Origin of the sequence: Pseudomonas sp. W3I7 (assembly GCF_030816095.1) — a bacterium.
Classification (GTDB): Bacteria; Pseudomonadota; Gammaproteobacteria; order Pseudomonadales; family Pseudomonadaceae; genus Aquipseudomonas; species Aquipseudomonas salomonii.
Genome location: NZ_JAUSXP010000001.1, coordinates 3437359 through 3463207 on the forward strand (window position 1 = coordinate 3437359; position 25849 = coordinate 3463207).

At 61.4% G+C, this 25849-nt stretch carries 22 protein-coding genes; 10 read left to right on the forward strand and 12 right to left on the reverse strand.

Annotated features, from left to right (window positions below):
- Positions 1–142: 142 nt before the first annotated feature.
- The gene (iolC, locus tag QF043_RS15990; RefSeq protein WP_307419295.1) at positions 143–2080 is read right to left on the reverse strand and encodes a 5-dehydro-2-deoxygluconokinase; all 1938 of its coding nucleotides are present in this window, start codon (positions 2078–2080) and stop codon (positions 143–145) included.
- Here iolC and QF043_RS15995 point away from each other — a divergent pair.
- Together QF043_RS15995 and QF043_RS16000 are read left to right on the forward strand one after the other, a co-directional pair.
- The gene (locus QF043_RS15995; RefSeq protein ID WP_141722670.1) at positions 2079–2282 is read left to right on the forward strand and encodes a hypothetical protein; all 204 of its coding nucleotides are present in this window, start codon (positions 2079–2081) and stop codon (positions 2280–2282) included. The genes iolC and QF043_RS15995 overlap by 2 nt on opposite strands.
- Positions 2283–2364: 82 nt before the next feature.
- The gene (locus QF043_RS16000) at positions 2365–3273 is read left to right on the forward strand and encodes a MurR/RpiR family transcriptional regulator (RefSeq protein ID WP_017136418.1); all 909 of its coding nucleotides are present in this window, start codon (positions 2365–2367) and stop codon (positions 3271–3273) included.
- Positions 3274–3366: 93 nt separating this feature from the next.
- On the opposite strand, the gene QF043_RS16005 is transcribed toward QF043_RS16000, so the two are convergent.
- The gene (locus QF043_RS16005) at positions 3367–4788 is read right to left on the reverse strand and encodes a PLP-dependent aminotransferase family protein (protein WP_307419297.1); all 1422 of its coding nucleotides are present in this window, start codon (positions 4786–4788) and stop codon (positions 3367–3369) included.
- A gap of 94 nt (positions 4789–4882) precedes the next feature.
- On the opposite strand from QF043_RS16005, the gene QF043_RS16010 reads away from it, so the two are divergent.
- Positions 4883–6127, forward strand: a complete 1245-nt coding sequence (locus QF043_RS16010) for a multidrug effflux MFS transporter (RefSeq protein ID WP_307419298.1) — start codon at positions 4883–4885, stop codon at positions 6125–6127.
- Positions 6128–6296: 169 nt separating this feature from the next.
- Here the strand turns inward: QF043_RS16010 and QF043_RS16015 are convergent, their stop codons facing one another.
- On the reverse strand, positions 6297–7202 hold the full coding sequence (locus QF043_RS16015) for a hypothetical protein (RefSeq protein ID WP_307419299.1): 906 nt from the start codon (positions 7200–7202) through the stop codon (positions 6297–6299).
- A gap of 411 nt (positions 7203–7613) precedes the next feature.
- Here QF043_RS16015 and QF043_RS16020 point away from each other — a divergent pair, with 411 nt between their 5' ends.
- Together QF043_RS16020 and QF043_RS16025 are read left to right on the forward strand one after the other, a co-directional pair.
- Complete coding sequence (locus QF043_RS16020) at positions 7614–8297, forward strand: response regulator transcription factor (protein ID WP_003219726.1); 684 nt, start codon at positions 7614–7616, stop codon at positions 8295–8297.
- Entirely contained in the window at positions 8275–9669 is a 1395-nt protein-coding gene (locus tag QF043_RS16025; protein WP_307419300.1) for a HAMP domain-containing sensor histidine kinase, read from the forward strand. The genes QF043_RS16020 and QF043_RS16025 overlap by 23 nt, the downstream gene beginning before the upstream one ends.
- A 133-nt stretch (positions 9670–9802) precedes the next feature.
- Here QF043_RS16025 and QF043_RS16030 read toward each other — a convergent pair whose 3' ends face one another.
- The 3 genes from QF043_RS16030 to QF043_RS16040 are packed head-to-tail and all read right to left on the reverse strand — an operon-like array spanning position 9803 to position 12066.
- On the reverse strand, positions 9803–10219 hold the full coding sequence (locus QF043_RS16030; protein WP_307419301.1) for an SRPBCC family protein: 417 nt from the start codon (positions 10217–10219) through the stop codon (positions 9803–9805).
- Positions 10220–10246: 27 nt separating this feature from the next.
- A complete protein-coding gene (locus QF043_RS16035; protein WP_307419302.1) occupies positions 10247–11044 on the reverse strand; it encodes an SDR family NAD(P)-dependent oxidoreductase in 798 nt (265 codons plus the stop codon).
- Positions 11045–11061: 17 nt separating this feature from the next.
- Positions 11062–12066 carry an aldo/keto reductase gene (locus QF043_RS16040; RefSeq protein WP_307419304.1) on the reverse strand — a complete coding sequence of 335 codons (1005 nt, stop codon included), beginning with the start codon at positions 12064–12066 and terminating at the stop codon, positions 11062–11064.
- A 114-nt stretch (positions 12067–12180) separates the two neighbouring features.
- Here QF043_RS16040 and QF043_RS16045 point away from each other — a divergent pair, with 114 nt between their 5' ends.
- Positions 12181–13071 carry a LysR substrate-binding domain-containing protein gene (locus QF043_RS16045; RefSeq protein WP_307419305.1) on the forward strand — a complete coding sequence of 297 codons (891 nt, stop codon included), beginning with the start codon at positions 12181–12183 and terminating at the stop codon, positions 13069–13071.
- Positions 13072–14191: 1120 nt separating this feature from the next.
- Here the strand turns inward: QF043_RS16045 and QF043_RS16050 are convergent.
- The 4 genes from QF043_RS16050 to QF043_RS16065 are packed head-to-tail and all read right to left on the reverse strand — an operon-like array spanning position 14192 to position 18240.
- Entirely contained in the window at positions 14192–14434 is a 243-nt protein-coding gene (locus QF043_RS16050; RefSeq protein WP_307419306.1) for an EamA family transporter, read from the reverse strand.
- Positions 14435–14480: 46 nt separating this feature from the next.
- A complete protein-coding gene (locus tag QF043_RS16055; RefSeq protein ID WP_307419308.1) occupies positions 14481–15773 on the reverse strand; it encodes an FAD-binding oxidoreductase in 1293 nt (430 codons plus the stop codon).
- Positions 15770–16858, reverse strand: a complete 1089-nt coding sequence (locus QF043_RS16060) for a polyamine ABC transporter substrate-binding protein (protein WP_307419309.1) — start codon at positions 16856–16858, stop codon at positions 15770–15772. Before QF043_RS16060 ends, QF043_RS16055 begins: the two co-directional genes overlap by 4 nt.
- A 23-nt stretch (positions 16859–16881) precedes the next feature.
- Positions 16882–18240, reverse strand: a complete 1359-nt coding sequence (locus tag QF043_RS16065; RefSeq protein ID WP_056859454.1) for a glutamine synthetase family protein — start codon at positions 18238–18240, stop codon at positions 16882–16884.
- A 138-nt stretch (positions 18241–18378) separates the two neighbouring features.
- On the opposite strand from QF043_RS16065, the gene QF043_RS16070 reads away from it, so the two are divergent.
- Entirely contained in the window at positions 18379–19275 is an 897-nt protein-coding gene (locus QF043_RS16070; RefSeq protein ID WP_305459509.1) for a helix-turn-helix domain-containing protein, read from the forward strand.
- A 382-nt stretch (positions 19276–19657) separates the two neighbouring features.
- Positions 19658–21805, forward strand: coding sequence for a TonB-dependent siderophore receptor (locus QF043_RS16075; RefSeq protein ID WP_307419310.1), 2148 nt, complete (start codon positions 19658–19660; stop codon positions 21803–21805).
- Here the strand turns inward: QF043_RS16075 and QF043_RS16080 are convergent.
- Positions 21795–22925: an MFS transporter gene (locus tag QF043_RS16080; RefSeq protein ID WP_307419311.1), complete on the reverse strand. Its 1131-nt coding sequence runs from the start codon at positions 22923–22925 to the stop codon at positions 21795–21797. The genes QF043_RS16075 and QF043_RS16080 overlap by 11 nt on opposite strands.
- Before the next feature lie 99 nt (positions 22926–23024).
- Here QF043_RS16080 and QF043_RS16085 point away from each other — a divergent pair, with 99 nt between their 5' ends.
- Complete coding sequence (locus QF043_RS16085; RefSeq protein WP_307419312.1) at positions 23025–23795, forward strand: helix-turn-helix domain-containing protein; 771 nt, start codon at positions 23025–23027, stop codon at positions 23793–23795.
- A 19-nt stretch (positions 23796–23814) separates the two neighbouring features.
- Here the strand turns inward: QF043_RS16085 and QF043_RS16090 are convergent, their stop codons facing one another.
- Entirely contained in the window at positions 23815–24285 is a 471-nt protein-coding gene (locus tag QF043_RS16090) for an Lrp/AsnC family transcriptional regulator (protein WP_307419313.1), read from the reverse strand.
- 123 nt (positions 24286–24408) lie between these two features.
- Between QF043_RS16090 and QF043_RS16095 the strand changes: the two genes are divergently transcribed.
- Complete coding sequence (locus tag QF043_RS16095; protein WP_307419314.1) at positions 24409–25653, forward strand: methionine gamma-lyase; 1245 nt, start codon at positions 24409–24411, stop codon at positions 25651–25653.
- Positions 25654–25849 lie beyond the last annotated feature (196 nt).

Genomic DNA, 25849 nt, shown 5'->3' on the forward strand with positions numbered 1-25849 from the left:
GATCTGCTCTATGTGGGAGCGGGCTTGTGTGGGAGCTGGCTTGCCTGCGATGGCATCACCGCGGTTTCATTGCTAGACCGAGGCGATACCATCGCGGGCAAGCCCGGCTCCCACACAAAGCTGCTCCCACATTTGACTGCGTTTAATTTCTGGAACTGCGCCAGGCATTGATGAGCTGCTCGAACGTGGCCTGCACCTGCTCAATCAACCCTTCATCATCAATCTCCCCCGCCATCCACGCACGGCTTGGCTCCTGGAAGATCGTGCGGCCCACGGCGAACCCACGGCAGGTGGTGCTTTGGCTGGCTTGCTGAAAGCCATCGGCCAGAAACTGCGCCGAAGCATTCAGGCCCAGCAGCACCACGCCACGGCAGTACGGGTCACGCTCGTGGATCAGTTCGTCGAGCTTTTTCCAGTCTGCGGCCGACTGCGCCTCGATCTTCCACCACGCAGGGTAGATGCCCAGGTTGTACAGGCGCTTGAGGCTGCGATAGAGCACATCGGGGTAGGTCGACGGGTGATCCTTGGGCGGCACGACTTCCAGCAGCAGTTCATGCCCGCTGACCAGGGACGCCTCGTACACCGCCTTGAGTTGCGCCTCTTGCTCAAGACGCAGCATCGGCTCGTCGTCCGGGTGGAACTGCACCAGGCACTTGATGATTTGTTCCTGGGGCCAGGCAATCAGGTTGCTGCCCACCGAGCGGCCATGTTCAAACGCCAGTGGCCGCGAGTTCTGCACCTCCACCGGGCGGGCGACCCACCAGCCACGGCCGCTGGCGGCATTCAATGCGTCCTGGCCGAAGCGCTGGTCGGCCAGCAGGCCCACATCGGCGTCGATGCCCTGCTGCGCCAGCTTGGTTTCCACACGTTCGATGGCCTGGATAAACAGCTGCTTGATGTCGCTGATGCGGGTCAGGTCCTGGCCGCCTTTTTGCGCCAGGTCCACCAGTTGCCAGCGGTGGTCGAAGGCAAACACAAACAACTGCTTCCAGGTTTTGCGCGGCACCGTGACGCGGTGCAGGCGTTGCAGGGTCACGTCCTGGTCCGGCCGGGTGATGGGCACCGGGCTGTTGAACAGGTAATCCAGTTCGGCCGGTGTCGGCATGGCCGGCGCGCAAGCGTGGCGGGACACGACCAGGCCGCCACAGGCGTTGGCCAACTGGCTGCAACGTTCATCGCTGGCATCATTGATCCAGCCACTGAGGAAGCCGGACATGAAGGCGTCACCGGCACCCAGCACATTGAGCACTTCAACCCGCACGCCGGGGTAAATCGCGCCGTCTTCCAGGCGCGCCGGGATGGCGCCGTGGATCACCGTGCAGCCTTGCGGGCCGAGCTTGACCACCAGGGTCGCCGGGGTCAGTTCACGCACGGTGCGCAACGCCGTCAGCAGGTCTTCACTGCCACCGGCGATCAAAAACTCTTCTTCAGTGCCGACGATCAGGTCGAAACGCGGCAGGATGTTCTGCACATGCTGGCTGACGTTCTGGTCGGCGACAAACCGCGTTTCGCCATCCGCCTTGCCCGCCAAACCCCACAGCACCGGGCGGTAGTCGATATCCAGCACGCGCTTGACGTTGTGCTTGGCGGCGTAATCCAGCGCCTGGATGCTGGCCTTGTACACGCCATCGGTGGAGAAATGTGTGCCGGTGATCAGCAAGGCTTTGCTGGAGGCGATAAAGGCCTCGCTGATGTCTTCGGCACGCAGGGCCATGTCGGCGCAGTTTTCGCGGTAGAACACCAGCGGAAAGGTTTCGCGGTCTTTAAGCCCCAGCAATACCAGGGCGGTGAGGCGTTCCGGGTCGACCTTGATACCGCTCACATCACAACCTTCACGGGCCAGGGATTCGAGCAGGAACCGGCCCATATGGTCATCGCCCACGCGGCTCAACATCGCCGACTTGAGGCCCAGCCGCGCCGTGCCGAAGGCGATGTTGGCGGAGGAACCGCCGAGGTACTTGGCAAAGCTGGACACGTCCTCAAGCCGCGCACCGACTTGCTGCGCATAGAGGTCGACGCCCAGGCGCCCGAGGCAAATCAGATCCAATTGACGCCCACTGGCAAAACGAGTCTGGCCCATGCTGGCTCCTGTTATTTTTATCAGCCTGCGTGGTGCCGCCGTGGTGACGGCACACGCTCTTGGTGCAAGCAGACTAGAACGTCCAGCGGCGGCAATCAATATTTATTCCATAATTATTTTTAGTGGAATATTTTTTCCAATAAGCCAGCATAATGGCATGCCAGCCGCCGTGCATCGTTTCAGCAGCCCACGGGCGCCGTGATGCCGAGGTATTTTTTTGCGCCTACCCTGTAGACTTGCGTCACCCATCAGCGCATCAGACGAACACGCCAGAAGGATTGCCCATGTCCCGCACCGATCCCGAGACCACCCTGGAAGATACGATCGCCAGCCCTCCGATCAATGCCGAACGCCTGTTGCAGCTGATCACGGACGAATACGAAAGCCTGCCGCGCCAGCTCAAACGCATTGCCAGCTACATGAGCCAGCAGAGCGACCGCATCATGGTCGACCGCATCAGCGACATCGCGCGCGAATGCGAAGTGCACCCTTCGGCCATCGTGCGGTTTTCCCAGCGCTTCGGTTTCAGTGGGTTCAGCGAAATGCAGGCGCTGTTTCGCGAGGCCTACACCCACAAGACCACGCCGGTGCAGAACTACCAGCAGCGCATCCGCAGCATGATCGCCAACAAGTCGCAGAAGGCCAGTGGCGGCGACCTGGCGCGTGAGTGCGTGAATGCCACCCTCTCCGGCATCGAGCGCCTGGGGCTGGAGCTGGATGATGTGGCATTCGAGAAGGCGGTGGACCTGGTGGTCAATGCCGACAATATCTACGTGGTCGGCGTGCGCCGTTCGTTTGCCGTGGCCGATTACCTGGTCTACAACCTGCAGCACACCAACAAGCGCATCCACCTGATCTCGGGCCTGGGCGGCAGTTATCGCGAGCAGATGCGCAGCGTGCGGGCCAACGACCTGGTGATCGCGATCAGCTTTACGCCCTACGGTAAAGAGACCCAGCATTGCCTGCGCATTGCCCAGCATCATCAGGCCAAGACTTTGATCATCACCGACAGCAACCTGTCGCCCCTGGCCAAGCGGGCGAACGCGGTGTTGTTGGTGAATGAGGGTTCGTCGTTTGCCTTCCGTTCGTTGAGCGCCACGTTGTGCCTGTGCCAGGCGTTGTTTATTGCCGTGGCGTATCGGTTGGAATTGAAGGTGGATGAGATTCATGAGCAGGTCGGTTTCGACGACTGACCTGCCGGCAACGCGGGTCCCCTGTGGGAGCTGGCTTGCCTGCGATAACATCAACTCGGTGTGCCTGATACACCGAGCCCTGCCAAACGCCAATTAAACCGCCATTAACAATTTGTTGAGAGCCCGGCCGTGAAAGCGAATCTGCGCCAGGGTCAGCGCGGTGTAACCGATGATCACCGCAGGCTTCAGGTTGGCCTCGTCACAGAACTTGCCCAACGGCTGCAACGTCAGGCCAACGGCGGCCGCGCGGCTGCAAAAGTCCGCCTCGCCGACGCCCGTCGGCAACCACAGCACAAAATGCAACCCGGCCTGCTGGCCGCTGACCGTACAGCCCTGCGGCAGGCAGGCGAGCAACGCATCGCGGCGCGCCTGATAGGCTTGGCGTGAAGCACGCAAATGGCGCACGAACGCCCCACTGCCGAGGAACTCGACCAGGCCCAATTGATCCGTGGCGCCCACCGAATGTCCGGTCAATTGTGAGGTGCGCAACAACCCGGGCCGCAGCGCCCTGGGCACCACCATGAAGCCCACACGCAGGCCGGGAAACAGGTTCTTGTTGAAGCTGCCGCAGTAGATCACCCGGTCGCCGGAGTCGAGGGATTTGAGCGCGGCCAGGGGCGCGCTGTTGTAGTTGTATTCACTGTCGTAATCGTCTTCGACTACCCAGGCGTCAGCGCGAGCAGCCCAGTCCAGCAATGCCAGGCGGCGCGAGACCGACAGAGTCATGCCCAACGGCGCCTGGTGCGCAGGCGACACGTAAGCCAGCCGCGCCGTGGCTGGGAGCTGGTCGGTGTCGAGGCCGTCGGCTGTGACCGGGATCGATTGAACCTGCGCGCCGGCCAGGTTGAACAAGCGCCGCGCCGGTTTATAACCCGGGTCTTCGACGCACGCCGTGTCGCCAGGTTTGAGCAAGGTGCGCGCGATCAGGTCAAGGGCGTGACGAATGCCCGTGGTGACAATCACTTCATCCGCCTCGCAGTGCATGCCGCGATAACTGCGCAGGTAGTCAGCGATTTGCTCGCGCAACGCCGGCAACCCGGCCGGGTGCGCGGCCTCCAAGGCGCCTGGCCCCGCCGACAGCAAACCACGGGAAATACAGCGTGCCCAGGTTTTCAAGTCGAACAGGCCGGCATCGGGGCGCCGGGCCACAAAGGGCACGTGGCTTTGCACGCCGGCATCGGGCTGATCAGGCACGGCCAGGCGACGTGGGTTACTGCTCGGCGCCGGGGCCGCGATAAATTGCTCGGGGATCACCGCACTCACCCGCGTGCCGGAACCCGCCACGCGTTCTACGTAACCCTCGCTGTGCAAGCGCTCGAACGCCGCTTCCAACGTGCCACGCGACACCAGCCAGCGTTCGGCCAGGCTGCGGGTCGAGGGCAAACGGCTGCCCGCCGGCAACTGCCGGTTGAGGATGGCGGCGCGCAACGCGTCATAGGCGCCCTGTTGTTTGCCGGCGTTCAACGTATCCGGGCGCGGCAGGTCCAGGGTGGCGGCGGTTTTTCCTCGGCGCATAAGTGGTCCAGTGTTTTAAGCCATAAGTGGCTCAAAGGATTAAACCACAAAGTCGTTAGAGTTCAGGCTCTACTCGTTAGCGAAGAAGCTCCCCATGACTCAACGCGCCCTCTCCACCGGATTCTGGCTGGTCCTGCTGACCGTGCTGATCGCCCTGCCCCGTCTCACGCTCGACCTGCACCTGCCAGCCTTGCCCGCCATGGCTGACTACTTCCACAGCAGCGACAGCCAACTGCAATTGACCCTCACGCTGTACACCCTGGGTTCGGCGATTTCCCTGCTGGTCAGCGGCCCGTTGACCGACCGCTTCGGCCGGCGCCCGGTGTTGCTGGCCGGGCTGCTGCTGTACGTGGTGGCGACCGTGACCTGCGCCCAGGCCGACAGCCTTGGCGTGCTGGTGATCGCCCGGCTGTTCCAGGCCCTCGGCGGTTGCTGTACCACGGTGATCGGCCGGGTGATCGTGCGCGATTACTTCGACCGCCACGAGCAGGCGCGCCTGCTGGGCCTGATCTCCATGGCCATGGCCATCTCGCCGATGGCCGCGCCGGTGCTTGGCAGCCTGATGCTGCCCTTGATCAACTGGCGTGGCTTGTTTGTGCTGCTGGGCGTGATCGGCGCCGCGCTGTGCCTGGTGGTTTACCGCCGCCTGCCGGAAACCCGCCCGCCGCAAGTTGCCGCCGCGCCACCGAGCAACCTGCTGCGCGTGTATGGCCAACTGCTGCGCGACCGCTATTTCCTGCGGTATGCCCTGGCCATCGGCTGCGTGTACAGCACGTATTTCCCGTTTATCAGCGAGTCGTCTTCGCTGTTGCAACGCGGCTACCAATTGACAGCCACGGAATACGCATTGGTATTCGCCGCGACGATCAGCGGCTACATGCTCGGGGCAAACCTGTTTCGGCGCCTGGTGGTGCGCTTCGAGCCCGACCGCTTGATCAACGCTGGGATCGGCCTGAATGTGCTGGGCAGCGTATTGCTGGCGATGGCAACCCTCACGCTGCCGAGAGAATGGCTGGCGATTGTGCTGCCGATGGTGGTGATCATGGTGTCGGTGGGGATGGTGATTCCGGCCTGCCAGCTGTCAGTGCTGCAGCCCTATGGCGCGATTGCGGGGACGGCGTCGGGGTTGTTCTTTTTTATCCAGATGTTCCTGACGGCGGTGAGCAGCTGGGTGACGGGGTTGTTGTCGGATGGCACCTCGCAGCCTTTGTTAATCATGACCGCAGCGGCCAGTGCATTGCTGGCACTCAGTTGGCTGACATTACACAAAAGCCAATGTGGGAGCGGCGGTGCGACGACTCGACTTGCTCGCGAAAGCGGTGTATCAGTCAACTCATGAATAGCCGACAGAACGCCTTCGCGAGCAAGCCCGCTCCCACAGGGGGACCGAGCTGGGCTCAGGTTTAGTGCATGAAGATCGCGATCAGGATGATCACCGGAATCGGCACGCCGAGGAACCACAGTAGTAATGAGCGCATGATGCTTTCCTTAAATGAATGGGCCTTGAATTAACGAACGTAGTTTTCGGTTTCGACGTACACCACAGCATCCCGACGACGACCGCCGAAGGTAGCCGCGAAGCTGGCAAAGAACGCGCCGATCAACAGGGCCACAAAGGTCCACAGCGAGGTGTAGGCGGCGACTTTGGCGGCAGTGTCGGCCGCTTGCTTGGCTTTGAGCTTGGCATCGTCAATGGCTTTACGGGCTTCGCCGTACACCTTGTCGATACGCGCTTCGGCGTCGGCCTGGCTGAGGTTGGTGCGCTGGCTGATCAACTGGGCCAGGTAGGTACGGTCTTCCGGTGCCAGTTGGCCGTCGTTGTTCAGGGTGCGGGTGAGGATACGTGCAACCACGCCGTGTACCGCGTCATCGCCGACGGCAGCTGGGCGGTCATCGCGGAACAGGCTGTCGACGTAGTAGTCGAAGTCGCCGCTATTGGCACCCTTGGTTGCGCTGCCGGCGGCCTGGCTGATGCCGCTGGCGGCACCTGCGGCCACACTGGCACCGGCTTTCACGCCGCCGCTGACCACGCTGCTGACCGAACCGACCACCAGTACCGCGGTGACCAGGGTTGCGACGGCCCAGGCGAGGAAACCATGGGCCGTGTCGCGAAAGTACACTTCATCGCCATGCATATTCGCCCACTTCACACGCAACCGGCCGGCAATGTAACCGCCCAGGCCCGAAGCGACGATTTGGGTGAATGCCAGCCAGATAATCGTGGAAATACCCAGCCCCTTGGCACTCATGCCGCTGTCGGCCCACGGCGACACCGCCGAAAAGCCCAGGCCGAAGCCCAGCAGCACCAGGATAAGCGACAGTGCAGCCGCCGCAGCGGCCCCGGCAAAGATTGCGCCCCAGGAAACCCCAGAGCGCGCGCTTGACTCTTGCAGCGTGGATGACGATGTGATCATTGTTGTTTTGCTCCCGGCAGGAAAAATAGTGTTACAAGTCTCAAAAGGGACAGTGCAGGCAGCGTGCCAGCCGGAGCAAAAATTAAAATCCTTTTATTTCAACAAGTTAAGTAATTTGAACTTCCCAGGACCGTGCAACTTGCAAGAAACCACAGTGGCGGGCGTGCTTTATGCAATCTCGCTTCAAACCCGCTCACTGTGGGAGCTGGCTTGCCTGCGATAGCGGTGTATCAGATACAAAATATCAAGATGGAACACCGCTATCGCAGGCAAGCCAGCTCCCACAATAAAAGTGTCCAACCCGGAAATTTGTGGTGGTTTTGCCAAGATGAAGTTTAATTTAGGAAACATTCAGCTACTTCTTGGCAAAATGACCCCACTTCTAGTGTGAATCGCTCACCAGGTAATCCTATGACCCGTATTTTGACCATCGAGGATGACGCCGTAACAGCCCGCGAGATCGTCGCCGAGCTGAGTAGCCATGGACTGGATGTGGATTGGGTGGACAACGGCCGCGAAGGCCTGGTCCGCGCTGTGAGTGGTGATTACGATCTGATCACCCTCGACCGGATGCTGCCGGAGCTGGATGGCTTGGCCATTGTCACGACCCTGCGCACCATCGGGGTGTCGACGCCGATCTTGATGATCAGCGCCCTCTCCGATGTCGACGAGCGCGTGCGCGGCCTGCGGGCCGGTGGCGATGACTACTTGACCAAGCCGTTCGCCTCCGACGAAATGGCCGCCCGTGTCGAAGTCTTGCTGCGGCGCAAAAGTACGGTCAAGGAATTCGAAACCGCCCTGCGCGTGGCCGACCTGGAACTGAACCTGATCAGCCGCGAAGCCAGCCGCGCCGAGCAACCGCTGAGCCTGTTGCCCACCGAATACAAACTGCTTGAGTTCCTGATGCGCAACACCGGGCAGATCCTGTCGCGGATGATGATTTTCGAGGAAGTCTGGGGTTATCACTTCGACCCGGGCACCAACCTGATCGATGTGCACATTGGTCGCCTGCGCAAAAAAATCGACCCACCGGGCCTCACGCCGCTGATCCGCACGGTACGAGGTTCCGGTTATGTCATTGCTGAACCCCTCTAAAGGCTGGCGCTCCTCCAGCAGCCGCTTGCTGGCGCTCTACAGTTCGCTGTTCGTGGCCTGGAGTTGCATCCTCATGGGGGTGCTGTATTTCGAAGTGTCGGGTTACCTGGGCGACCTGTCTCGCCACTCGTTGATGCAGCGCCAGCACTTGTTTCAGCGTTTCGACGGCGAAGAACTGGTGGAAGCCCTGACCACCAGCATGACCTTCGACATGAAGGGCGTGGACGCCTATGGCCTGTTCGATGAGCAATTTCGCCCCTTGAGCGGGCCGATCCGCGCCGTGCCGCCGGATTTGCCGCTGGACGGCAAGATCCACGCGCTGGCCAATTGCGTCGAGTCCGACGACCCCAAACTGCCCAAAGACAGCTGCGACGCCGTCGCCACCCACACCGAAGACGGGCGCTGGCTGGTGCTGGTGCGGGCCAACGGTTCGCTGTTCGGCGTCACCCGGATCATCTGGCATGCGCTGCTGTGGGCGCTGTCGCTGACCATTATTCCCGGCGCGGCCGGCTGGCATTTATTGCGCCGCCGCCCGTTGCGGCGTATTCGCGGGATCCAGGCGAGTGCCGAAGCCATCGTTGCCGGCGACCTGACCCACCGTTTGCCGCTGTCGAATCGGCGTGATGAGCTGGACATGCTCGCGGCCATTGTCAACGCCATGCTCGACCGCATCGAGAAGCTGATGAACGAGGTCAAGGGCGTGTGCGACAACATCGCCCACGACCTGCGCACCCCGCTGACACGCTTGCGTGCGCAGCTGTACCGCATCAAGCAGGAAGCCGAGGAAAACTCGGTGTACGCGGTGAAGCTCGACGACGCCATCGCCGAGACCGACACGCTGATGGCGCGCTTTCGCGGGCTGTTGCGCATCTCGGAGCTGGAAGACCACCAGCGCCGCTCGGGTTTTTTGGTAATGGACCCATTGCCGCTGCTGCGCGAACTGCATGACTTTTATCTGCCGTTGGCCGAAGAAGGCGAATTGCAGCTGCGCCTCGAAGTGCCCGAAGCGTTGCCGTGGATCACCGGCGACCGTGCGCTGCTGTTCGAAGCCTTGGCCAACCTGCTGAGCAACTCGATCAAGTTCTCGCCCGCCGGTGGCGAGGTGATCTTGCGTGGTGTGAATGACAGCGGCAGCACGCGCATCGAAGTGCATGACTCCGGGCCGGGCATTCCGGCGGCGGAACGTGATGCGGTGTTCCAGCGTTTTTATCGTGTGGATGAAGGCGACCAACAAGGCGGCTTCGGTTTGGGCCTGTCGATTGTGGCGGCGATCATCAACTTGCACGGGTTCAAGCTGGAAGTTGGCAGCAGCCAGCGTGGCGGTGCGCGGTTGGTGCTGGAGTGTCGGCAGCAGTTGATGCCCGAAGCCTGAAGATCACCTCAGTCAAAAAATGTGGGAGCGGGCTTGCTCGCGAATGCAGTGTGTCAGTCAACAGATTCATCGACTGGCCCACCGCATTCGCGAGCAAGCCCGCTCCCACATTGGACTTGCAGTGCCTCTTATATCAGGCCGGGAAGTTGGCGCGCAGCGCCTCAAGGCCGCCGCTGTACACGCCGGTGAACAACTCCTCCACCGCCGCATCCGTGGTCCCGGCTGCCGGGGTGAACACGCCGGACCAGGTCACTTTCGCCGAGCTGTCGGTGAGCGCCTCAACCTGCAAGGTCGCAAGGTAAGCACTCACCGGAAACGGCGATTGCTCGATGGTGTAGCTGTAGCTGCGCGCCACGTTGTCAAAACGCTGCAAACGCTCGACCACCCCACCGCCATCCGCGGTTTGCAGGTGGCGCACGCGCCCGCCCTCGCTCGGCTCGCTCTTGACGATAAACGGCAGCCAATCCGGCAGCGCGTTGAAGCCACCGACCAATTGCCAGACCTGATCGGCCGAAACCGGGATTTCAATTACAGAAGAAGCTGTCGCCACACTCAATACTCCAGAAAAAACAAGATTTCAGATCGCCATGCTGTCGACCACACCACCGTCGACCCGCAGCGCAGCGCCTGTGGTTGCAGAGGACAGCGGTGAAGCAATGTACGCCACCAGGTTCGCCACTTCATCCACATTCGCCGCGCGCTGGATGATCGAGGTCGGCCGTGCGTTACGCACAAATACGTCGGCCTCGTCCCGCGCACTGCGCCCGGACTTTTGCGTGGCGTCCTTGAGCATCTGCTCCAGGCCGTCAGTAAAAGTCGGCCCCGGCAGCACTGCGTTAACCGTCACGCCGGTGCCCGCCAGGCGCTTGGCCAGGCCATGGGAAACCGCGAGGTTGGCGCTTTTGGTCACGCCATAGTTGATCATGTCGGCCGGAGTGGCCACGCCGGACTCCGACGACAGGAAGATCACCCGCCCCCAGCCCTGCTCGACCATGCCCGGCGTGTAATGCCGTGCCAGGCGTACGCCGGAGATCACGTTGACCTCGTAGAAGCGCGTCCACTCGCTGTCGGGTGCATCAAAAAAATCCACATCATTGAAGATGCCAAGGTTGTTGACCAGGATGTCGGCACGCGGTTCGGCGGCGAACAGTTTCTCGGCGCCTGCGGCGGTGCCGAGGTCGGCCACCAGCCCGCGCAAATCGGCACCTGGCACCGCCTGGCGAATGCTTGCCAGCGCGTCGTCGACCTTGCCCGATTCGCGCCCGATCACCACGACGGTGGCGCCGCAGGCTGCCAGCGCCTGGCTGATGCCCAGGCCAATACCGGCGGTGCTGCCGCTGACGATGGCTACTTTGCCGCTTACATCAATGTTCATCGGTGGTACTCCTGAAGTTAAAGCGGCAGAGGCGCACGGGCCGAAATCAATCGGGCATCGCGCAGCGCCTGCCAGAAGGCTGCCGGGATCTTCTCTGACAACGCCGCAACGTCTTCGGCAATCCGTCCCGGACGACTGGCACCTGGAATCACCGCCGCCACGGCCGGATGCGCCAGGGAAAATTGCAGGGCTGCGGCTTTTACGCTGACCCCGAACGCTTGGGCAATCGCCTTGATCTGCTCGACTTTATCGATGATCGCGGGGCTCGCCTGCTGGTATTCGAAGTGCGCGCCACCGGCCAGAATGCCGGAGCTGTAAGGCCCGCCGACAACGATCTCGACATTCTGCGCCAAGGCTGCGTCCATCAAACGCTGCAAGGCACGTTCGTGGTCCAGCAAAGTGTAGCGGCCGGCCAGCAGGAAGCCATCGGGCTGGGCTTCGCTGAGGTCAAGGGTCAGCTCGCAGGGTTCAACGCGGTTTACGCCCAGGCCCCAGGCCTTGATCACGCCTTCTTCACGCAGGCGGGTCAGCACCTTGAAGGCGCCGGCGCGCGCCTGGTTGAAGTAGTCCAGCCATTGGTCACCGTAGAAGTCCTGCGCGATATCGTGAATCCACACGATGTCCAGGCGGTCGGTTTGCAGGCGCTTCAGGCTGTCTTCGATGGAACGCAAGGTGGCGTCGGCGCTGTAGTCGTTGAGCATCTTGTTGGGACGGCCGTGTTCGAACACGCCGCTTTTTTCGCCGAGGTCGCGAGCGCTTTCTTCGACTTCATCGAGAATCACCCGGCCCACTTTGGTGCTGAGCACGAAGTCATCGCGGTTGTACTGCGACAGCGCCTGGCCCAGGCGGATTTCCGACAGCCCCGAGCCGTAGAAGGGAGCGGTGTCGAAGTAACGCACGCCGTGGTTCCAGGCGGCCTCGACGGTGGCCTGGGCTTCGTCTTCAGCAATTGCGCGGTACATATTGCCCAGCGGTGCGGTGCCAAAGCCCAGCGGGCCGGGCAATTTGTCTTTCAAGCTCATGGTGGATCCTCAATCGGTTGTGGGTCGCTGTGACCGTTGAGCAGATCCTAGATTGCAGAGATCGGACCGTCCAAGACATACTGCGACCAACTTGAGTCCTGCAAGGTCTTACATATGATTGATCTTCGCCAACTGCGCTACTTCGAAGTGGTCGCTGAAGAAGAACACGTCGGCCGTGCCGCCGAGCGCCTGCATATCTCGCAGTCGCCGCTGAGCCGGCAGATCGCGCAGCTGGAAGAGCGCCTGGGCCTGACCCTGTTCGAACGCAGCCAGCAACGCATCCGCCTGACCCGCGATGGCCAGACGTTCCTGGCGGAAACCAAGGCGCTGTTGACCCACGCCAATCGCTTGGAATCCTTGGGCAAGCGCCTGGGACGCGGCGAAGAAGGCGGTTTGTGCATCGGCTACATCGAAAACGCCATGCATGCCGGCGTGCTGCCCAATGCGTTGCGTGTATTGCGCGATGACCGGCCCACCGTGCATATCAAGCTGTACAACTTGCCGTCGCTGGAACAGCTCGAAGGCTTGCGCCAACGCAGCCTCGACATTGCCCTGGTCGGCGAGCCACCGGCTACCGATGACCCGGACCTGACGGCGCTGCAGGTGCTGGACGACCCGATGCTGCTGGCGCTGCCGGAGCAGCATGCATTGGCGCGCCACAGCGCGTTGCTACCCGAGCATCTGGCTGATCAGCAGTGGATCGGCGTGCAACGCAAGCCTGGCGCCAACCCGGCGGATGACTTCGTGGCTGCGTGCATTCGCGCAGGCTTCACGCCGCAAATCCCTATGGAAGCCAGTGAGCCGTTTACCGCCCTCGGCCTTGTCGCCTCGGGGTTGGGTGTGGCGATGGTGCAAAAGGGGTTGAGCCGCAATGCGCCGCCTGGGGTGGTGTTGCGCGAGCTGCCTTGGCTGAGTTACACCACACCGTTATGGGCGGCGTGGCACCGGGTTAATTTGCGGCCGCTGGTGGAGACGTTCAGGAAGGTGCTGACTGAACCGCGGTGATGGGTGTTGGTGTTGGTGTTGGTGTTGGTGTTGGTGTTGGTGTTGGTGTTGGTGTGTATATCCGTTATTTAGGTAACGGCGGCTTATGGTTCCGCTCTTACAGCGGGTCACTTTTGCAAGGACGCAAAAGTAACCAAAAGGTCCTCGCCCCAACACTCGGTGCCTCGCTGTGGCTCGGCATGCCCGCAATCCGACACTGATTTGGGGGGCCGCCGCCACGCGCCATCCATGGCGCGGGGCGGCTAAACCGGCATCCCTGCCGGTTTACCCCCCAAATCACTGTCGAATTCCGGCCATCGTGTTTGACGGGGCGATTTCAGATCAAGATCAAGATCAAAAGCGCAGATCAAAAGACCGCTGACTTCGTCATCGAAAAGGATGTAAGGGCCAGAGCAACAGCAACAGCAACAGCAACAGCAACAGCAACAGCAACAGCAACAGCAACAGCAACAGCAACAGCAACAGCAAAGCCATACTCGGTCAAAGGTGGGAGCTGGCTTGCCTGCGATAGCATCAACTCGGTGCACCTGACACACCGAGGTGTCTGCATCGCAGGCAAGCCAGCTCCCACAGAAAAGCAGCTATTCAGTGCATGCATATCCGCAGCCGACCTCATATTCAAAACTGCATGCGATCAACTGTGGGAGCGGGCTTGCTCGCGAATGCGGTATGTCAGTTATAGATGAATTGACTGACCCACCGCATTCGCGAGCAAGCCCGCTCCCACAGTTGGACCGAGTTGCATCAGGTAGATAGGCTTTTGACTTGCACTTGATCTGGCTCTTGCTTCAACCACTCAGGTCGGCTTTCAGGCCGCCGTGCTCTGCTTTTGATCTTGCTTTTGATCTGAGGCGCCCCGTCAACCACGATGGCCGAACGCAGGCTTGAATCCGAGGGTAACCCGGCAGGACGCCGGGTTAGCCGCGCTGGGCCAAGGATGGCCCATCGCGGCGGCCCACGGATTCAAGCCGGAGTGAGGGCACACCGAGCATTAGCGAGGTGCCAAGTGGTGGGGCACAGACCTTTTGGTTACTTTTGGGGCGTTTGCCAAAAGTGACCCGCTGTAAGAGCGGAACCAATAGCAGCCGTTACCTAAATAACGGATATACACCCATACCCACTACCGCCCCAACCTAACCATAATCCCCGCCGAATTGACGAAAATCGCAATCCCCACAAACACCAATCCAATCGCAATCCCCTGCTCCCCCCTCAGCTGTTCGCCAAAAAACCAGTAGGCGATGAACAACCCCGACACCGGCACCGGCACCATCAGCGACAACGGCGCCAGCACCGAGGCCGGGTATGTCTTCATCAGGTTATTCCAGACCCGGTAACCAACGATGTGCCTGCACACAGGCACTTCATCACTTCCCCATCACACTCCAAACGTTAAATGTGACGTCAAGTCAGAGCATTTCCCGCAACCGATACCACAACATCCCCAACGCCAGCAGCGGCGAGCGCAAGGCCTTGCCGCCGGGGAAGGTCATGTGCGGCACCTGGCTGAAGATATCCAGGCCGTGGCTTGCGCCGGCGTGAATGCCTTCGGCGAGCAGGCGCGCGCACCAATGGGTCACGTTCAGGCCATGCCCGGAATAGCCCTGGGCATAGAACACATTCGGGTACTGCTTGAGGCGCCCGACCTGGGGAAAGCGGTTGGCGGTGATGCCGATCTTGCCGCCCCACTGGAACTCGATGGCGGTGCCTGCCAACTGCGGGAACACCTTGAGCAACTTGGGCTGCATATACGCGGCGATATCCGCAGGGTCACGCCCCGAATAATGGCAGGCGCCGCCGAACAGCAGACGCCGGTCAGCCGAGAGCCGGTAGTAATCCAGCCCGACTTTCTGGTCGCACAGGGCAAGGTTTTGCGGGATCAACTGCTGGGCCAGTTCGACCGACAACGGCTCGGTGGCGATGATGTAGCTGCCCGCCGGCAGCACCTTGCCGCTCAAGCGCGGTTCCAGTTCCTCCAAATGCGCGTTACAGGCCAGTACCAGATTAGCCGCACGCACCGTACCGCCGGCGCAACGCACCTGCACGGTATCGCCGTGCACAATCTCCAGCACCGGGGTTTGTTCGAAAATCCGCACCCCGAGCGAATCGGCCACCTGCGCCTCGCCCAGCACCAGGTTCAACGGGTGCAAGTGCCCGGAGCCCATGTCCACCAGGCCGCCAGCGTAGACGCTGGAGCCCACCACCTGCGCCATGTCTTGCGGGCCGACCAGGCGGGTTTGATGGGCATAACCCAGCGTCGCCAGGCCCGCCTGCTCGCCCTTGAACGCGGCAAACTGCGCCGGGGTGTTGGCCAGTTCGCAAAAGCCCCAGCGCAAATCGCAGTCAATGCCGTGCTGGGCGATACGCTCGCCCACCAGCGCCACCGAGTCGATCCCGGCACGCTGCAGGTAACGCACGCCCTCCTCGCCCACATACTTGGCGAACCCCGACACGTCATGGCCGATACCCCGAATCAGTTGCCCGCCATTACGCCCACTGGCGCCCCAGCCGATGCGCCGGGCCTCCAGCAGGATCACCGAGAGCCCGCGCTGGGCCAGTTCAATCGCGGTGTTGACGCCGGTAAACCCGCCGCCGATCACGCACACATCAGCGCTCAGGTCGGCGCCCAGTGACGGGCGCTCCGGCATGGCGTTGGCCGAAGCCCGGTAGTAGGACCGGGCGTGGTCATTGGACTGGATCATTTGTTGGTCTTCACTTTGCTCCAGGCGCGGGTCATCAGGCGCATGGTCGCCGGGCTAGGCGTGGTGGAAATATAGAGTTTGTCGAGCACTTCCTGGGGCGGGTACACCTCAGGGTTGTTCACCAGCTCCGGCGCCATAAAGGGCTTGGCCGCCGGGTTGGCGTTGGCATAACCGACCGCGGCACTGACCTTGGCGATCACCTCTGGGTCGAGCAAATAATTGATAAAGGCGTGGGCCTCTTTCGGGTTGCCGGCGTCGGCAGGAATGGCCAGCAGGTCGAACCACAGGTTGGAGCCTTCCTTGGGAATCGAGTAGGCGATATTCACGCCGTTCCTGGCTTCCTTGGCGCGGTTGGCGGCTTGGAATACGTCGCCTGAATAGCCGAAGGCCACGCAGATATCACCGTTGGCCAGGTCAGAGATGTACTTGGAAGAATGGAAGTAGGTGATGTACGGGCGCAACGTCAGCAGCTTGGCTTCGGCCTGTTTGTAATCCTCGGGGTTTTCGCTGCGCGGGTCTTTGCCCATGTAGTTGAGGATCGCCGGGAACAGCTCATCCGCCGAATCCAGGAAGGCTACGCCGCACTGGTTGAGCTTCTTGATGTTCTCCGGTTCAAACAGCACCGCCCATGAGTCGATGTGGTCAATGCCCAGCACTTGCTTGACCTTGTCGACGTTGTAGCCGATGCCATTGGTGCCCCACAGGTACGGCACCGAGTGCGCGTTGCCGGGGTCGTTTTTTTCCAGCAGCTTGAGCAGTTTGGGGTCAAGGTTCTTGAAGTTGGGCAGCTGCGAGCGGTCGAGTTTCAAGAACGCACCGGCTTTTACCTGGCGGGCCAGGAAGTGGTTGGACGGCACCACCACGTCATAGCCGGTGCGCCCGGCGAGCAGCTTGCCTTCCAGGGTTTCGTTGGAGTCGAACACGTCATAGATCACCTTGATCCCGGTCTTGGCCTGGAAATCGGCCAAGGTGGTCTCGCCTATGTAGTCGGTCCAGTTATAGACGCTGACGGTCTGGGCGGCCTGGCCGCTGCTGCTGAACGCCGCGACAAGAGCCAGCGGGAGAAGCTTTTTCACAAGACGCATATCGACACCCCTTTATTGGTTTTTTAGACGCTCAACAGCAGGAACTCACGCTCCCAGGAACTGATCACCCGCTTGAAATTCTCGTGCTCGGCGCGTTTGACCGCCACATAGCCACGCACGAACTTATCGCCCAGGTACTGCTTGACCGTGTCGCAGTCCTCCATGCGCGCCAGGGCATCTTCGAGGGTGAACGGCAGGCGCAAGTTGCGGCGTTCATAGGCGCGGCCTTCCACCGGCGCGCTCGGTTCAATCTGCTCGATCATGCCCAGGTAGCCGCACAGCAAGCTCGCGGCAATCGCCAGGTAGGGGTTGGCATCCGCGCCCGGCAGGCGGTTTTCCACGCGCATCGCGTCGGGGCTGGAGGTCGGCACACGCAGGCCGACGGTGCGGTTTTCTTCGCCCCACTCCACGTTGACCGGCGCCGAGGTGTCCGGCAGAAAGCGGCGGAACGAGTTCACGTTGGGCGCAAACATCGGCAGCAGCTTGGGGATGTACTTTTGCAAGCCGCCGATGTGATGCAAGAACAGCTGGCTCATCTTGCCGTCGGCGTCGACGAACACCGGTTTGCCGGTGGCAATATCCACCACGCTCTGGTGCAGGTGCATGGCGCTGCCCGGCTCGTCGGCCACCGGCTTGGCCATAAAGGTCGCGGCCACATTGTGCTTGAGCGCGGCTTCACGCAGGGTGCGTTTGAACACGGTAATCTGGTCGGCCAGGTCGAGGGCGTCGCCGTGGCGGAAGTTGATTTCCATCTGCGCCGGGCCGTCTTCGTGAATCAGTGTGTCGAGGTCCAGACCCTGCAGTTCACACCAGTCATAGACGTCTTCGAACAGCGGGTCGAATTCGTTGGCGGCGTCGATGGAAAACGACTGGCGCCCGGTTTCTGCACGGCCCGAACGGCCCACCGGGGTTTTCAGCGGCAGGTCCGGGTCTTCGCAGCGCTGGGTCAGGTAAAACTCCATTTCCGGCGCGACAATCGGCTGCCAGCCTTTGTCGGTGTACAGCTGCAAGACTTTTTTCAGCACGTTGCGCGGCGACAACTCGATGGGGTTGCCCTGCTTGTCGAAGGTGTCGTGGATCACGATGGCGGTGGGCTCGATGGCCCACGGCACCACGTAAGTGGCGTTGGACACCGGGCGGCAGATCATGTCGATGTCGGCAGGGTCGAGCAGGTCGTAGTAGATATCGTCGTCGACAAAGTCCCCGGTCACCGTTTGCAGCAACACACTTTCCGGCAGGCGCATGCCTCGCTCATGCAGGAACTTGTTGGTGGGCGCAATCTTGCCGCGTGCGATGCCAGTCAAATCACTGATCACGCATTCGACTTCGGTAATCTTGTGTTCTTTCAGCCAGGCGGACAGCTGATCGAAGGGGGCGTTCATAAGGACCTCGTCATGGGTTGGATGCTGCGCCGACTTGTACTCCCGGCGCATTGAGGTCTATCTTGGGCCAGCCTTCAAACGGCATCTATCCACTTTGCACGAACCACAACGCACCAATAGAGTGCGCCCAGGTTACCCATGACACAGGCAACAGCTTTGCGCGTACAGGCCTTCACCACCGGTGATGTGGCCGCTCAATGCAGTGCGACACCCGGTTGGGTGCAGCAGTACCAGCAGATGTCTCCGGGGCATTTTGCCGGGCAGATCCGCTACCTCGACCTGCACGGTGTCGAGGTTTACGAAGAGTGCATGAACACGCGCGTCGAACAGCATTTCAACGCGCCACCGGGCTCGCTGGCGTTCTGTTTCGATGGCAGCGACAACGCGCTGTACATGCTCAATGGCGAAAGCCGCAACACCTGGATCACCCCGGAAAACTACCGCGAAGTGGCGGTGGTATTCGGCCCGCAGTTTGTGCAGCGCCATGGCCTGGATGTGGCGAAACTCGAGGGGTTGTTCATGGCGCCGCTGACCTGCCAGCAGAACGCGCTGTTCAGCCGTTGGCTCAGTGGCACGCTGACGCGGCTGTCCGCGTTGACTGACCCTATCAGCCGTGATGCCCTCACCCAGCAACTGCTTGATGACTGCCTGTTCATTCTCGACAACGCTTGTGTGTGCCTGGACCGCAGCTCGTTGCAGCGGCGCAGCGACGAGCGCCGGCTGATGGCGCGCATCGGCGAATGGGCGGCAGACGCACCGGATGAAACCGTCAACCTGCTGGAACTGGCACAGATTGCCGGCGTGCCGTTACGCCAGCTGCAACAAGGCTTCAAGACCTACACCGGGATGAGCCCGGCGCAGTGGTTGCGCTTGCGCCGGTTGAACGGGGCGCGGCGTGAGTTGTTGAGCTCGACTCGGGCCACGGTGGCTGAGGTGGCGATGAACTGGTCGTTCTGGCATTTGGGGCGGTTTTCGCAGAGTTATCGGGCGTTGTTTCGGGAGCTGCCCAGTGAGACGCTCAGGCGCTTGGGTTGACGTGTGTTTTTGGTACTGACCTGGGGGCCGCCGACTTCGTCAGCGAAAAGGATGTAAGGGCCGGAGCAACAGCAACAGGCGACTTCATTTTCAAAGCTGTATGCGATCAACTGTGGGAGCGGGCTTGCTCGCGAATGCGGTGGGTCAGTCACTTCATCTATAACTGACCCACCGCATTCGCGAGCAAGCCCGCTCCCACATTCAGACCGTGTTGCATCAGGCAGATAGGCTTTTGCTTTGCACTTGATCTGGTTCTTGATTCAACCACTCAAGTCGGCTTTACACAAAACAACCCAACACAACCCTTCTCAATAGCTTGTAAATCCCGGCACATCCCCCTAGCTTATGCGCCCCCCGCCCCGCGCATTAAGGCCCTACCCCCATGGTTGTGCGTTTTCGTCCCGTCGTTACCTCACGTTTCGCCCTCGGCCTGTTACTCAGCGCCAGCCTCGGCAACAGCATGGCCGCCGACATTGAACTACCGGCGGTAAACGTCCAGGGCCAGGACGAATCCGGCTATCGCACCAACAGCGCCTCGGTGGGTGGCTTCAACGAAGCGCCGTTGCTGGACACTCCGGCATCAATCACCGTGATCAACGCCGAACTGATCAAAGACCAGCAAGCGCGCCTGCTCAGTGAAGTGCTGCGCAACGACGCCTCGGTTGGCGACAGTTATGCGCCCATCGGTTACTACGAAAACTTCGTGGTGCGCGGCTTCTCGCTGAACGCAGCGAGCAGCTACAAGATCAACGGCCGCACCATCACCGGCGAGCAGAACGTCGCCCTCGAAAACAAGCAGCAGGTCGAAGTGCTCAAGGGCCTGGCCGGTTTGCAAAGCGGCATTTCCGAACCCAGCGGCGTGATCAACTACGTGACCAAGCGCCCGGAGGATGTGCGTTCGGTCACCGTGTCCACTGACGACCGTGGCAGCGGTTATGTCGCCACCGATGTGGGTGGCTGGTTTGGCAGCGAGCAACAGTTCGGCCTGCGCGCCAACGTTGCCCACGAAGACCTCAACTCGTATGTCGAGCACGCCAACGGCCAGCGCGACTTTGTGTCCCTGGCCTTCGACTGGAACATCAGCCCCGACGCGGTGCTGCAACTGGACGCGGAATACCAGAACAAGCAGCAGCGCTCCGTGCCGGGTTATCAACTGCTGGGCGGCACTGAAGTGCCCCATGACGCGTCACCGAAGAAGTTGCTGGGGCACCAGAGTGGTTCCCATCAGGTCGGCATCGATTCGCTGAACCTCAATGGCAAGTTTGAATACCGCTTCAGTGATCAGTGGAAAGGCAGCCTCAGTGCCGCCCACAGCAAGGTGGTGATTGATGATTACAGCGCGTTTGCCTGGGGAGGCGCCACGACCGGCGTAGGCAACTACTTCACGCCTGACGGCAACTACGACATTTACGATTACCGCAGCCCGGACGACACGCGCCGTGATGATGAAGTGCAAGCTGCAATGACCGGGCTGTTCGACACTGCCGGGCTGGGCCATGAACTGACTTTCGGCACCAGCGCGTTTCGCCGGGTGATCGACAAGCGCAAGTCCGTCAACGAGTGGATCGGCAGCGGCAACATCAACCAGGACGCACCGACCTTCGAGCCTACCGACAAGCCGCTGAACCCCAGCCATCGCAACCTCGACAGCCGCCAATATGGCCTGTTCGTCACCGACCGCATCCGCTTCAACGAGCAATGGCAAACCATCATTGGCGGGCGCGAAGTGCGTCTGGATGAAAAAGCGTTCGATGAAGCAACCGGCAACGAAAATCGCCACACCCAGCAATACGTGTTCCTGCCCCAGGCCTCATTGATCTACAAACCGGTGGAAAACATTTCGCTGTATACCCGTTACAGCAAAGGCCTGTCCCTGGGCGGCACGGCGCCGTGGTTCGCGAGTAACGCCGGTGACACCCTGGCCCCAACCGTGTCCCGGCAAATCGAAGCCGGCGTGAAATACGACTGGCGCCGCATCAGCTTCGCCGCCGCCGTGTTCCAGACCCGCCAGGCCTACCAGTATTCCAAGCCGGAGGGGGCCGGGAACTTCACCTACGTCCAGCAAGGCGAACAAAAAAACACCGGCCTGGAACTCTCCGCCAACGGCTGGGCCACCGACCGCCTGCAGATCGCCACCAGCGTGGCGGCGATTCGCGCCCGCGTGACCAACAGCGGCACGCCGGACTACGAAGGCCACCAAGCGATCAACGTACCCAAACTGCGCGCCAGCCTGTATGCCGATTACGCTCTGCCGTGGATGAATGGGCTGGCCGTGCTGGGCGGCGTGCAATACAGCGCCAAGAAGTACGCCGACCGCACCGGCAATGTGCAGGTGGGCGACTACGCCGTGGTGAATGTCGGCAGCCGCTACACCACCAGAATTGACGGCTATGAAACCGTGTTCCGCCTCAGCGTCGACAACCTGTTCGACAAACGCTACTGGCGCGATGCGGGTGAATACCTGGGCGACGACTACCTGTTCCAGGGCGCGCCCTTGACCGCGCGCCTGAGTGCTTCGGTCAACTTCTGAGCCCGCGCGGCGCTGCCAGCCACAGCGCCGCCAGACCACAGACCAACAGGCTCCAGCCCAGGTCCTGGGCCCAGGCGACCAGGGTCAACCCGGCGCCGATCACCAGGTAATACAACAAGCCAAACAGCGCGGCGGCAGTGCCCAGGCGATCCTGATAAGCCACCAGCGCGGCCCCCAGCACATTGGGAATGGCCATGCCGAACGCCAGCACCACCAGCAGCATCGGCCAGACAAACATCCAACTGTGTTGCAGCAGCACGACCAGCAAGCCGCACAGCACCGCGACACCGGCGGCGATCAGCACTAATTGCTCGCCATTTATTCCACGCTTTAGCAGCCGCTTGTTCAGCCACGCACCAACCCCCGAGCCCAGCGCCAGCAACACGCCGCTGTAGCCGAAGTCGGCGGCAGACAAACCCAGCCGCGAAAAGACGAAGGGCCCCACGCTGTAATAGCTGAACAGCGCAATATTGAACGCCGCCACCAACCCCACCGAACGCCAAATCCCGGCATCCCTGAGCAGCAACCGCAACGTCTCGCCCAGCGCGGCCGTCGGCATCGAGGTTGGACGTGTCTCCGGCAAAGCCCATAAGCACACGGCCCACAAGGCCAGCGAGAGCAGCAACAAACCACTGAGCACACCGCGATAACCGAAGGACTGCACCAGGCTGGCGCCCGTGAACAAACCCACGGCCGGGCTGGCGGCCAGGGCAATGCCCATCAGCGAAAATACCTGGGCCAATTGCACGCCCTGGAAACGGTCACGCAGCACGGTCTGCGTCACTACCGAGCCGACCGCCGCGCCAAACGCCGCCAACGCCTGGGCCAGCAGCAAACCGATGAAGCTGGTCATGCCCAGGGCCAATACCGTGGCTGCCACATACAGGGCCAATCCGGCCAGCATCACCGGCCGCCGCCCCCAACGATCAGACAGTCGGCCCCACACCACCACGCCAAAAGCGAACGCCAGGAAGTACACCGACAACGTCTGCCCGGCCCGCTCCGGCCCCACCGCAAAGGCCCGGCCGATATCTCCCAGCGCTGGGCTGTAAAGCGTTTGGGCCAGTTGCGGGAACATCAGCAACGCCACGGTCAGTGGCAAAAAAATTCTAACCTTCATTCCCCAACTCCTTTGCTTGAAACAGCGCAAGAAGTGTAAGGACTGTGGATTGGGGTATTATCCAGACTTTGACAATTTACCCATCAAATCGGACAACCTATGGCCTGGCTCACCGCCGACGCCCCTTTCGATCCCGACCACCTGGCAGCGCCGGTCATCGGCATCGCCGCCTTGCTCGGTGATCACGACTCCGGCTTGCACCGCCACCAGCGCGGGCAACTGCTGTTCACCCGCCGAGGGTGCACCCGTATCACCCTCGACAACCAACTGTGCCTGCTGCCGCCTTCGCGCGCTGCGTGGATCCCGTGTGGCGTGCCGCATCGCGCGGTGATGCACAAAACCGTGGACTATCGCTCGGTGTATCTGAGCCCGGCACTGGCCGATCAATTGCCCCCGCAGGTTGGAGTGATCGAGGTCAGCCCGTTGCTGCGCGCGGTGCTGGAACCCATAGCGATGGCGCCCTTCGACACCGATTGGCAAACGGGCCGCTACGCGCATTTGCTCGCGCTGTGCCTGGATGAAATCCAGGCGGCCACCGCACAACCGATGCTCCTGCCCTTGCCCCATGACAAACGCCTGGCGCCCTTGCTCGCGGATCTGCAAAGGTTGCCGCCGACCCTGCAAGCGCTGGAACAACAGATAGGCGCCAGCACCAAGACCATCGGCCGGATATTCCTGCGGGAAACCGGCCTTGGTTATCAGCAATGGCGCCAGCAGTGGCGCTTGATGCGGGCCATTGAACTGCTGGCCATCGGGCGCAACCTCGGCTACTGCGCGTTCGAGTTGGGCTTTGCCAGTGACAGCGCGTTGATCGCCTTCTTCAAGAGCATGACCGGGTGCACGCCACGCGGGTATTTGAAGGTCGACTGAGGGCGTGCATGAGGCCGCTTCAGCCCGGTAGCGGAATCACCCGCAAAGGCCGCACCGACTTATAGGAAAAACTCGAGTAGATTTCTTTAACACAGGGCAACGTCTGCAACACCTCACGCGCAAATTCGCCGAACGACTCCAGGTCTTTGGCCACCACCTCGAGCAAAAAGTCATAGCGCCCCGACACGTTATGGCACGCGACGACCTCGGGAATCTCCAGCAGCCGGTGCTCGAACGCCCGGGCGATGTCCTGGGTGTGGCTTTCCATCATGATGCTGACAAATGCCGTCACGCCATACCCCAGCGCCTTGGGCGACAGGATCGCCTGGTAGCCGCTGATCACCCCGCTCTCCTCCAGGTTGCGCACCCGTCGCCAGCACGGCGAAGTGGTCAGGGCCACGCGGTCGGCAAGCTCGGCCACGGTCAGGCGGGCGTTGCCTTGCAAGGCGTTTAAAAGGGTTTTGTCGGTGCGGTCCAGACTCACGGGCATAACGTGCCTCTATTTGTTGTTTTTGTCGCTGATTCGCCCCGTAATCCGGGATTTTCCTGGGTTTTTTGCAATGTTCAACTTCAGTTATGAGCATAGCATTGTAGGAAATAAGGAGCGTCCGACATGAACAATAAACACACTACATTCGGCTTTTCTACCCGCGCCATCCATCACGGTTACGACCCCAAGGACCATCACGGCGCCCTCGTACCGCCGATCTATTTATCGGCCACCTTCGCGTTCCCGACTGCCGAATATGGCGCTGCCTGTTTTGCCGGGGACGCCGGCGGCCACTTCTACACACGCATTTCCAACCCGACCCTGGCACTGCTGGAATCACGCATGGCCACCCTGGAAAACGGCGAAGCCGCCGTGGCCTTCAGCTCCGGCATGGGTGCAATTGCCGCGACGTTCTGGACATTGCTGCGCCCGGGCGATGAGGTGATCGTCAGCCAGACCCTGTATGGCTGCACCTTTGCCCTGCTGCACCATGGCCTTGCCGAGTTCGGCATCCGGGTGCGACACGTCGACCTCACCGACCTGGCCGCCCTGCGCGCGGCATTGTCCCCCGCCACCCGCATGGTCTACTGCGAAACCCCGGCCAACCCCAACCTGCGCCTGGTGGACATCGCCGCCGTGGCCGAGCTGGCGCACCAGCAGCCGAATATCATCGTGGTGGTCGACAACACCTACTGCACACCCTACCTGCAACGGCCGCTGGAACTGGGGGCCGATGTGGTGGTGCACTCGGCCACCAAGTACCTCAGCGGCCATGGCGATATCACCGCCGGTATCGCCGTGAGCAACCAGGCCCTGGCGCAACGCATTCGCCTGCAAGGCCTCAAGGACCTGACCGGCGCAGTGATGTCACCGCAGGACGCATCCTTGCTGATGCGCGGCCTCAAGACCCTGGCCCTGCGCATGGACCGCCATTGCAGTAACGCCCAGGCGGTGGCCGAAGCGTTGCAGGCCCACCCTGCCGTGCAGTGGGTGACTTACCCGGGCCTGCGCTCTTTCCCTCAATACGCCCTGGCGGCGCGGCAGATGAAGCAGTCCGGCGGCATGATCGCGTTTGAACTCAAGGGCGGCATCGACACCGGCCGGCGCTTCATGAATGCCCTCAACCTGTTCACCCGCGCCGTCAGCCTGGGCGACGCCGAGTCGCTCGCCCAACACCCGGCGAGCATGACCCACTCCACCTACACCCCCGAAGAACGCGCACAACACGGTATCAGCGAAGGCCTGGTGCGCTTGTCGGTCGGGCTTGAAGACATCGCCGACCTGTTGGCCGATATCCACCAGGCCCTGGCCAAATGCACGCGTACGGCACCGGGCCGCGCCGTGGTGGAAGAACACGCCGTGAAATAAGGCCTACGGTTGAGGTAATCCTTTCCCACAGACAATGGTCGGACTGGTCCGACCGTCGTTATGCGTTTTAATCTGGTTTTTTTGCCGATTGGATCCCCCTGCTTTTCCCAGGCTGTACTAGCATAGGTGCTCGGCGGGTGCATTATCACTGTAGGTTATTCACTTTGGTTACCTTGTTAAACCCCGTCGTTATAAG

What these genes read in the sequence shown, in the direction of transcription:
- QF043_RS15995 (WP_141722670.1), top strand. Translation starts at nt 2,079, where the DNA reads ATGCTGGCTCCTGTTATTTTTATCAGCCTGCGTGGTGCCGCCGTGGTG.
- iolC (WP_307419295.1), bottom strand. Translation starts at nt 2,080, where the DNA reads ATGGGCCAGACTCGTTTTGCCAGTGGGCGTCAATTGGATCTGATTTGC.
- QF043_RS16000 (WP_017136418.1), top strand. Translation starts at nt 2,365, where the DNA reads ATGTCCCGCACCGATCCCGAGACCACCCTGGAAGATACGATCGCCAGC.
- QF043_RS16005 (WP_307419297.1), bottom strand. Translation starts at nt 4,788, where the DNA reads ATGCGCCGAGGAAAAACCGCCGCCACCCTGGACCTGCCGCGCCCGGAT.
- QF043_RS16010 (WP_307419298.1), top strand. Translation starts at nt 4,883, where the DNA reads ATGACTCAACGCGCCCTCTCCACCGGATTCTGGCTGGTCCTGCTGACC.
- QF043_RS16015 (WP_307419299.1), bottom strand. Translation starts at nt 7,202, where the DNA reads ATGATCACATCGTCATCCACGCTGCAAGAGTCAAGCGCGCGCTCTGGG.
- QF043_RS16020 (WP_003219726.1), top strand. Translation starts at nt 7,614, where the DNA reads ATGACCCGTATTTTGACCATCGAGGATGACGCCGTAACAGCCCGCGAG.
- QF043_RS16025 (WP_307419300.1), top strand. Translation starts at nt 8,275, where the DNA reads ATGTCATTGCTGAACCCCTCTAAAGGCTGGCGCTCCTCCAGCAGCCGC.
- QF043_RS16035 (WP_307419302.1), bottom strand. Translation starts at nt 11,044, where the DNA reads ATGAACATTGATGTAAGCGGCAAAGTAGCCATCGTCAGCGGCAGCACC.
- QF043_RS16040 (WP_307419304.1), bottom strand. Translation starts at nt 12,066, where the DNA reads ATGAGCTTGAAAGACAAATTGCCCGGCCCGCTGGGCTTTGGCACCGCA.
- QF043_RS16045 (WP_307419305.1), top strand. Translation starts at nt 12,181, where the DNA reads ATGATTGATCTTCGCCAACTGCGCTACTTCGAAGTGGTCGCTGAAGAA.
- QF043_RS16055 (WP_307419308.1), bottom strand. Translation starts at nt 15,773, where the DNA reads ATGATCCAGTCCAATGACCACGCCCGGTCCTACTACCGGGCTTCGGCC.
- QF043_RS16060 (WP_307419309.1), bottom strand. Translation starts at nt 16,858, where the DNA reads ATGCGTCTTGTGAAAAAGCTTCTCCCGCTGGCTCTTGTCGCGGCGTTC.
- QF043_RS16065 (WP_056859454.1), bottom strand. Translation starts at nt 18,240, where the DNA reads ATGAACGCCCCCTTCGATCAGCTGTCCGCCTGGCTGAAAGAACACAAG.
- QF043_RS16070 (WP_305459509.1), top strand. Translation starts at nt 18,379, where the DNA reads ATGACACAGGCAACAGCTTTGCGCGTACAGGCCTTCACCACCGGTGAT.
- QF043_RS16075 (WP_307419310.1), top strand. Translation starts at nt 19,658, where the DNA reads ATGGTTGTGCGTTTTCGTCCCGTCGTTACCTCACGTTTCGCCCTCGGC.
- QF043_RS16080 (WP_307419311.1), bottom strand. Translation starts at nt 22,925, where the DNA reads ATGAAGGTTAGAATTTTTTTGCCACTGACCGTGGCGTTGCTGATGTTC.
- QF043_RS16085 (WP_307419312.1), top strand. Translation starts at nt 23,025, where the DNA reads ATGGCCTGGCTCACCGCCGACGCCCCTTTCGATCCCGACCACCTGGCA.
- QF043_RS16090 (WP_307419313.1), bottom strand. Translation starts at nt 24,285, where the DNA reads ATGCCCGTGAGTCTGGACCGCACCGACAAAACCCTTTTAAACGCCTTG.
- QF043_RS16095 (WP_307419314.1), top strand. Translation starts at nt 24,409, where the DNA reads ATGAACAATAAACACACTACATTCGGCTTTTCTACCCGCGCCATCCAT.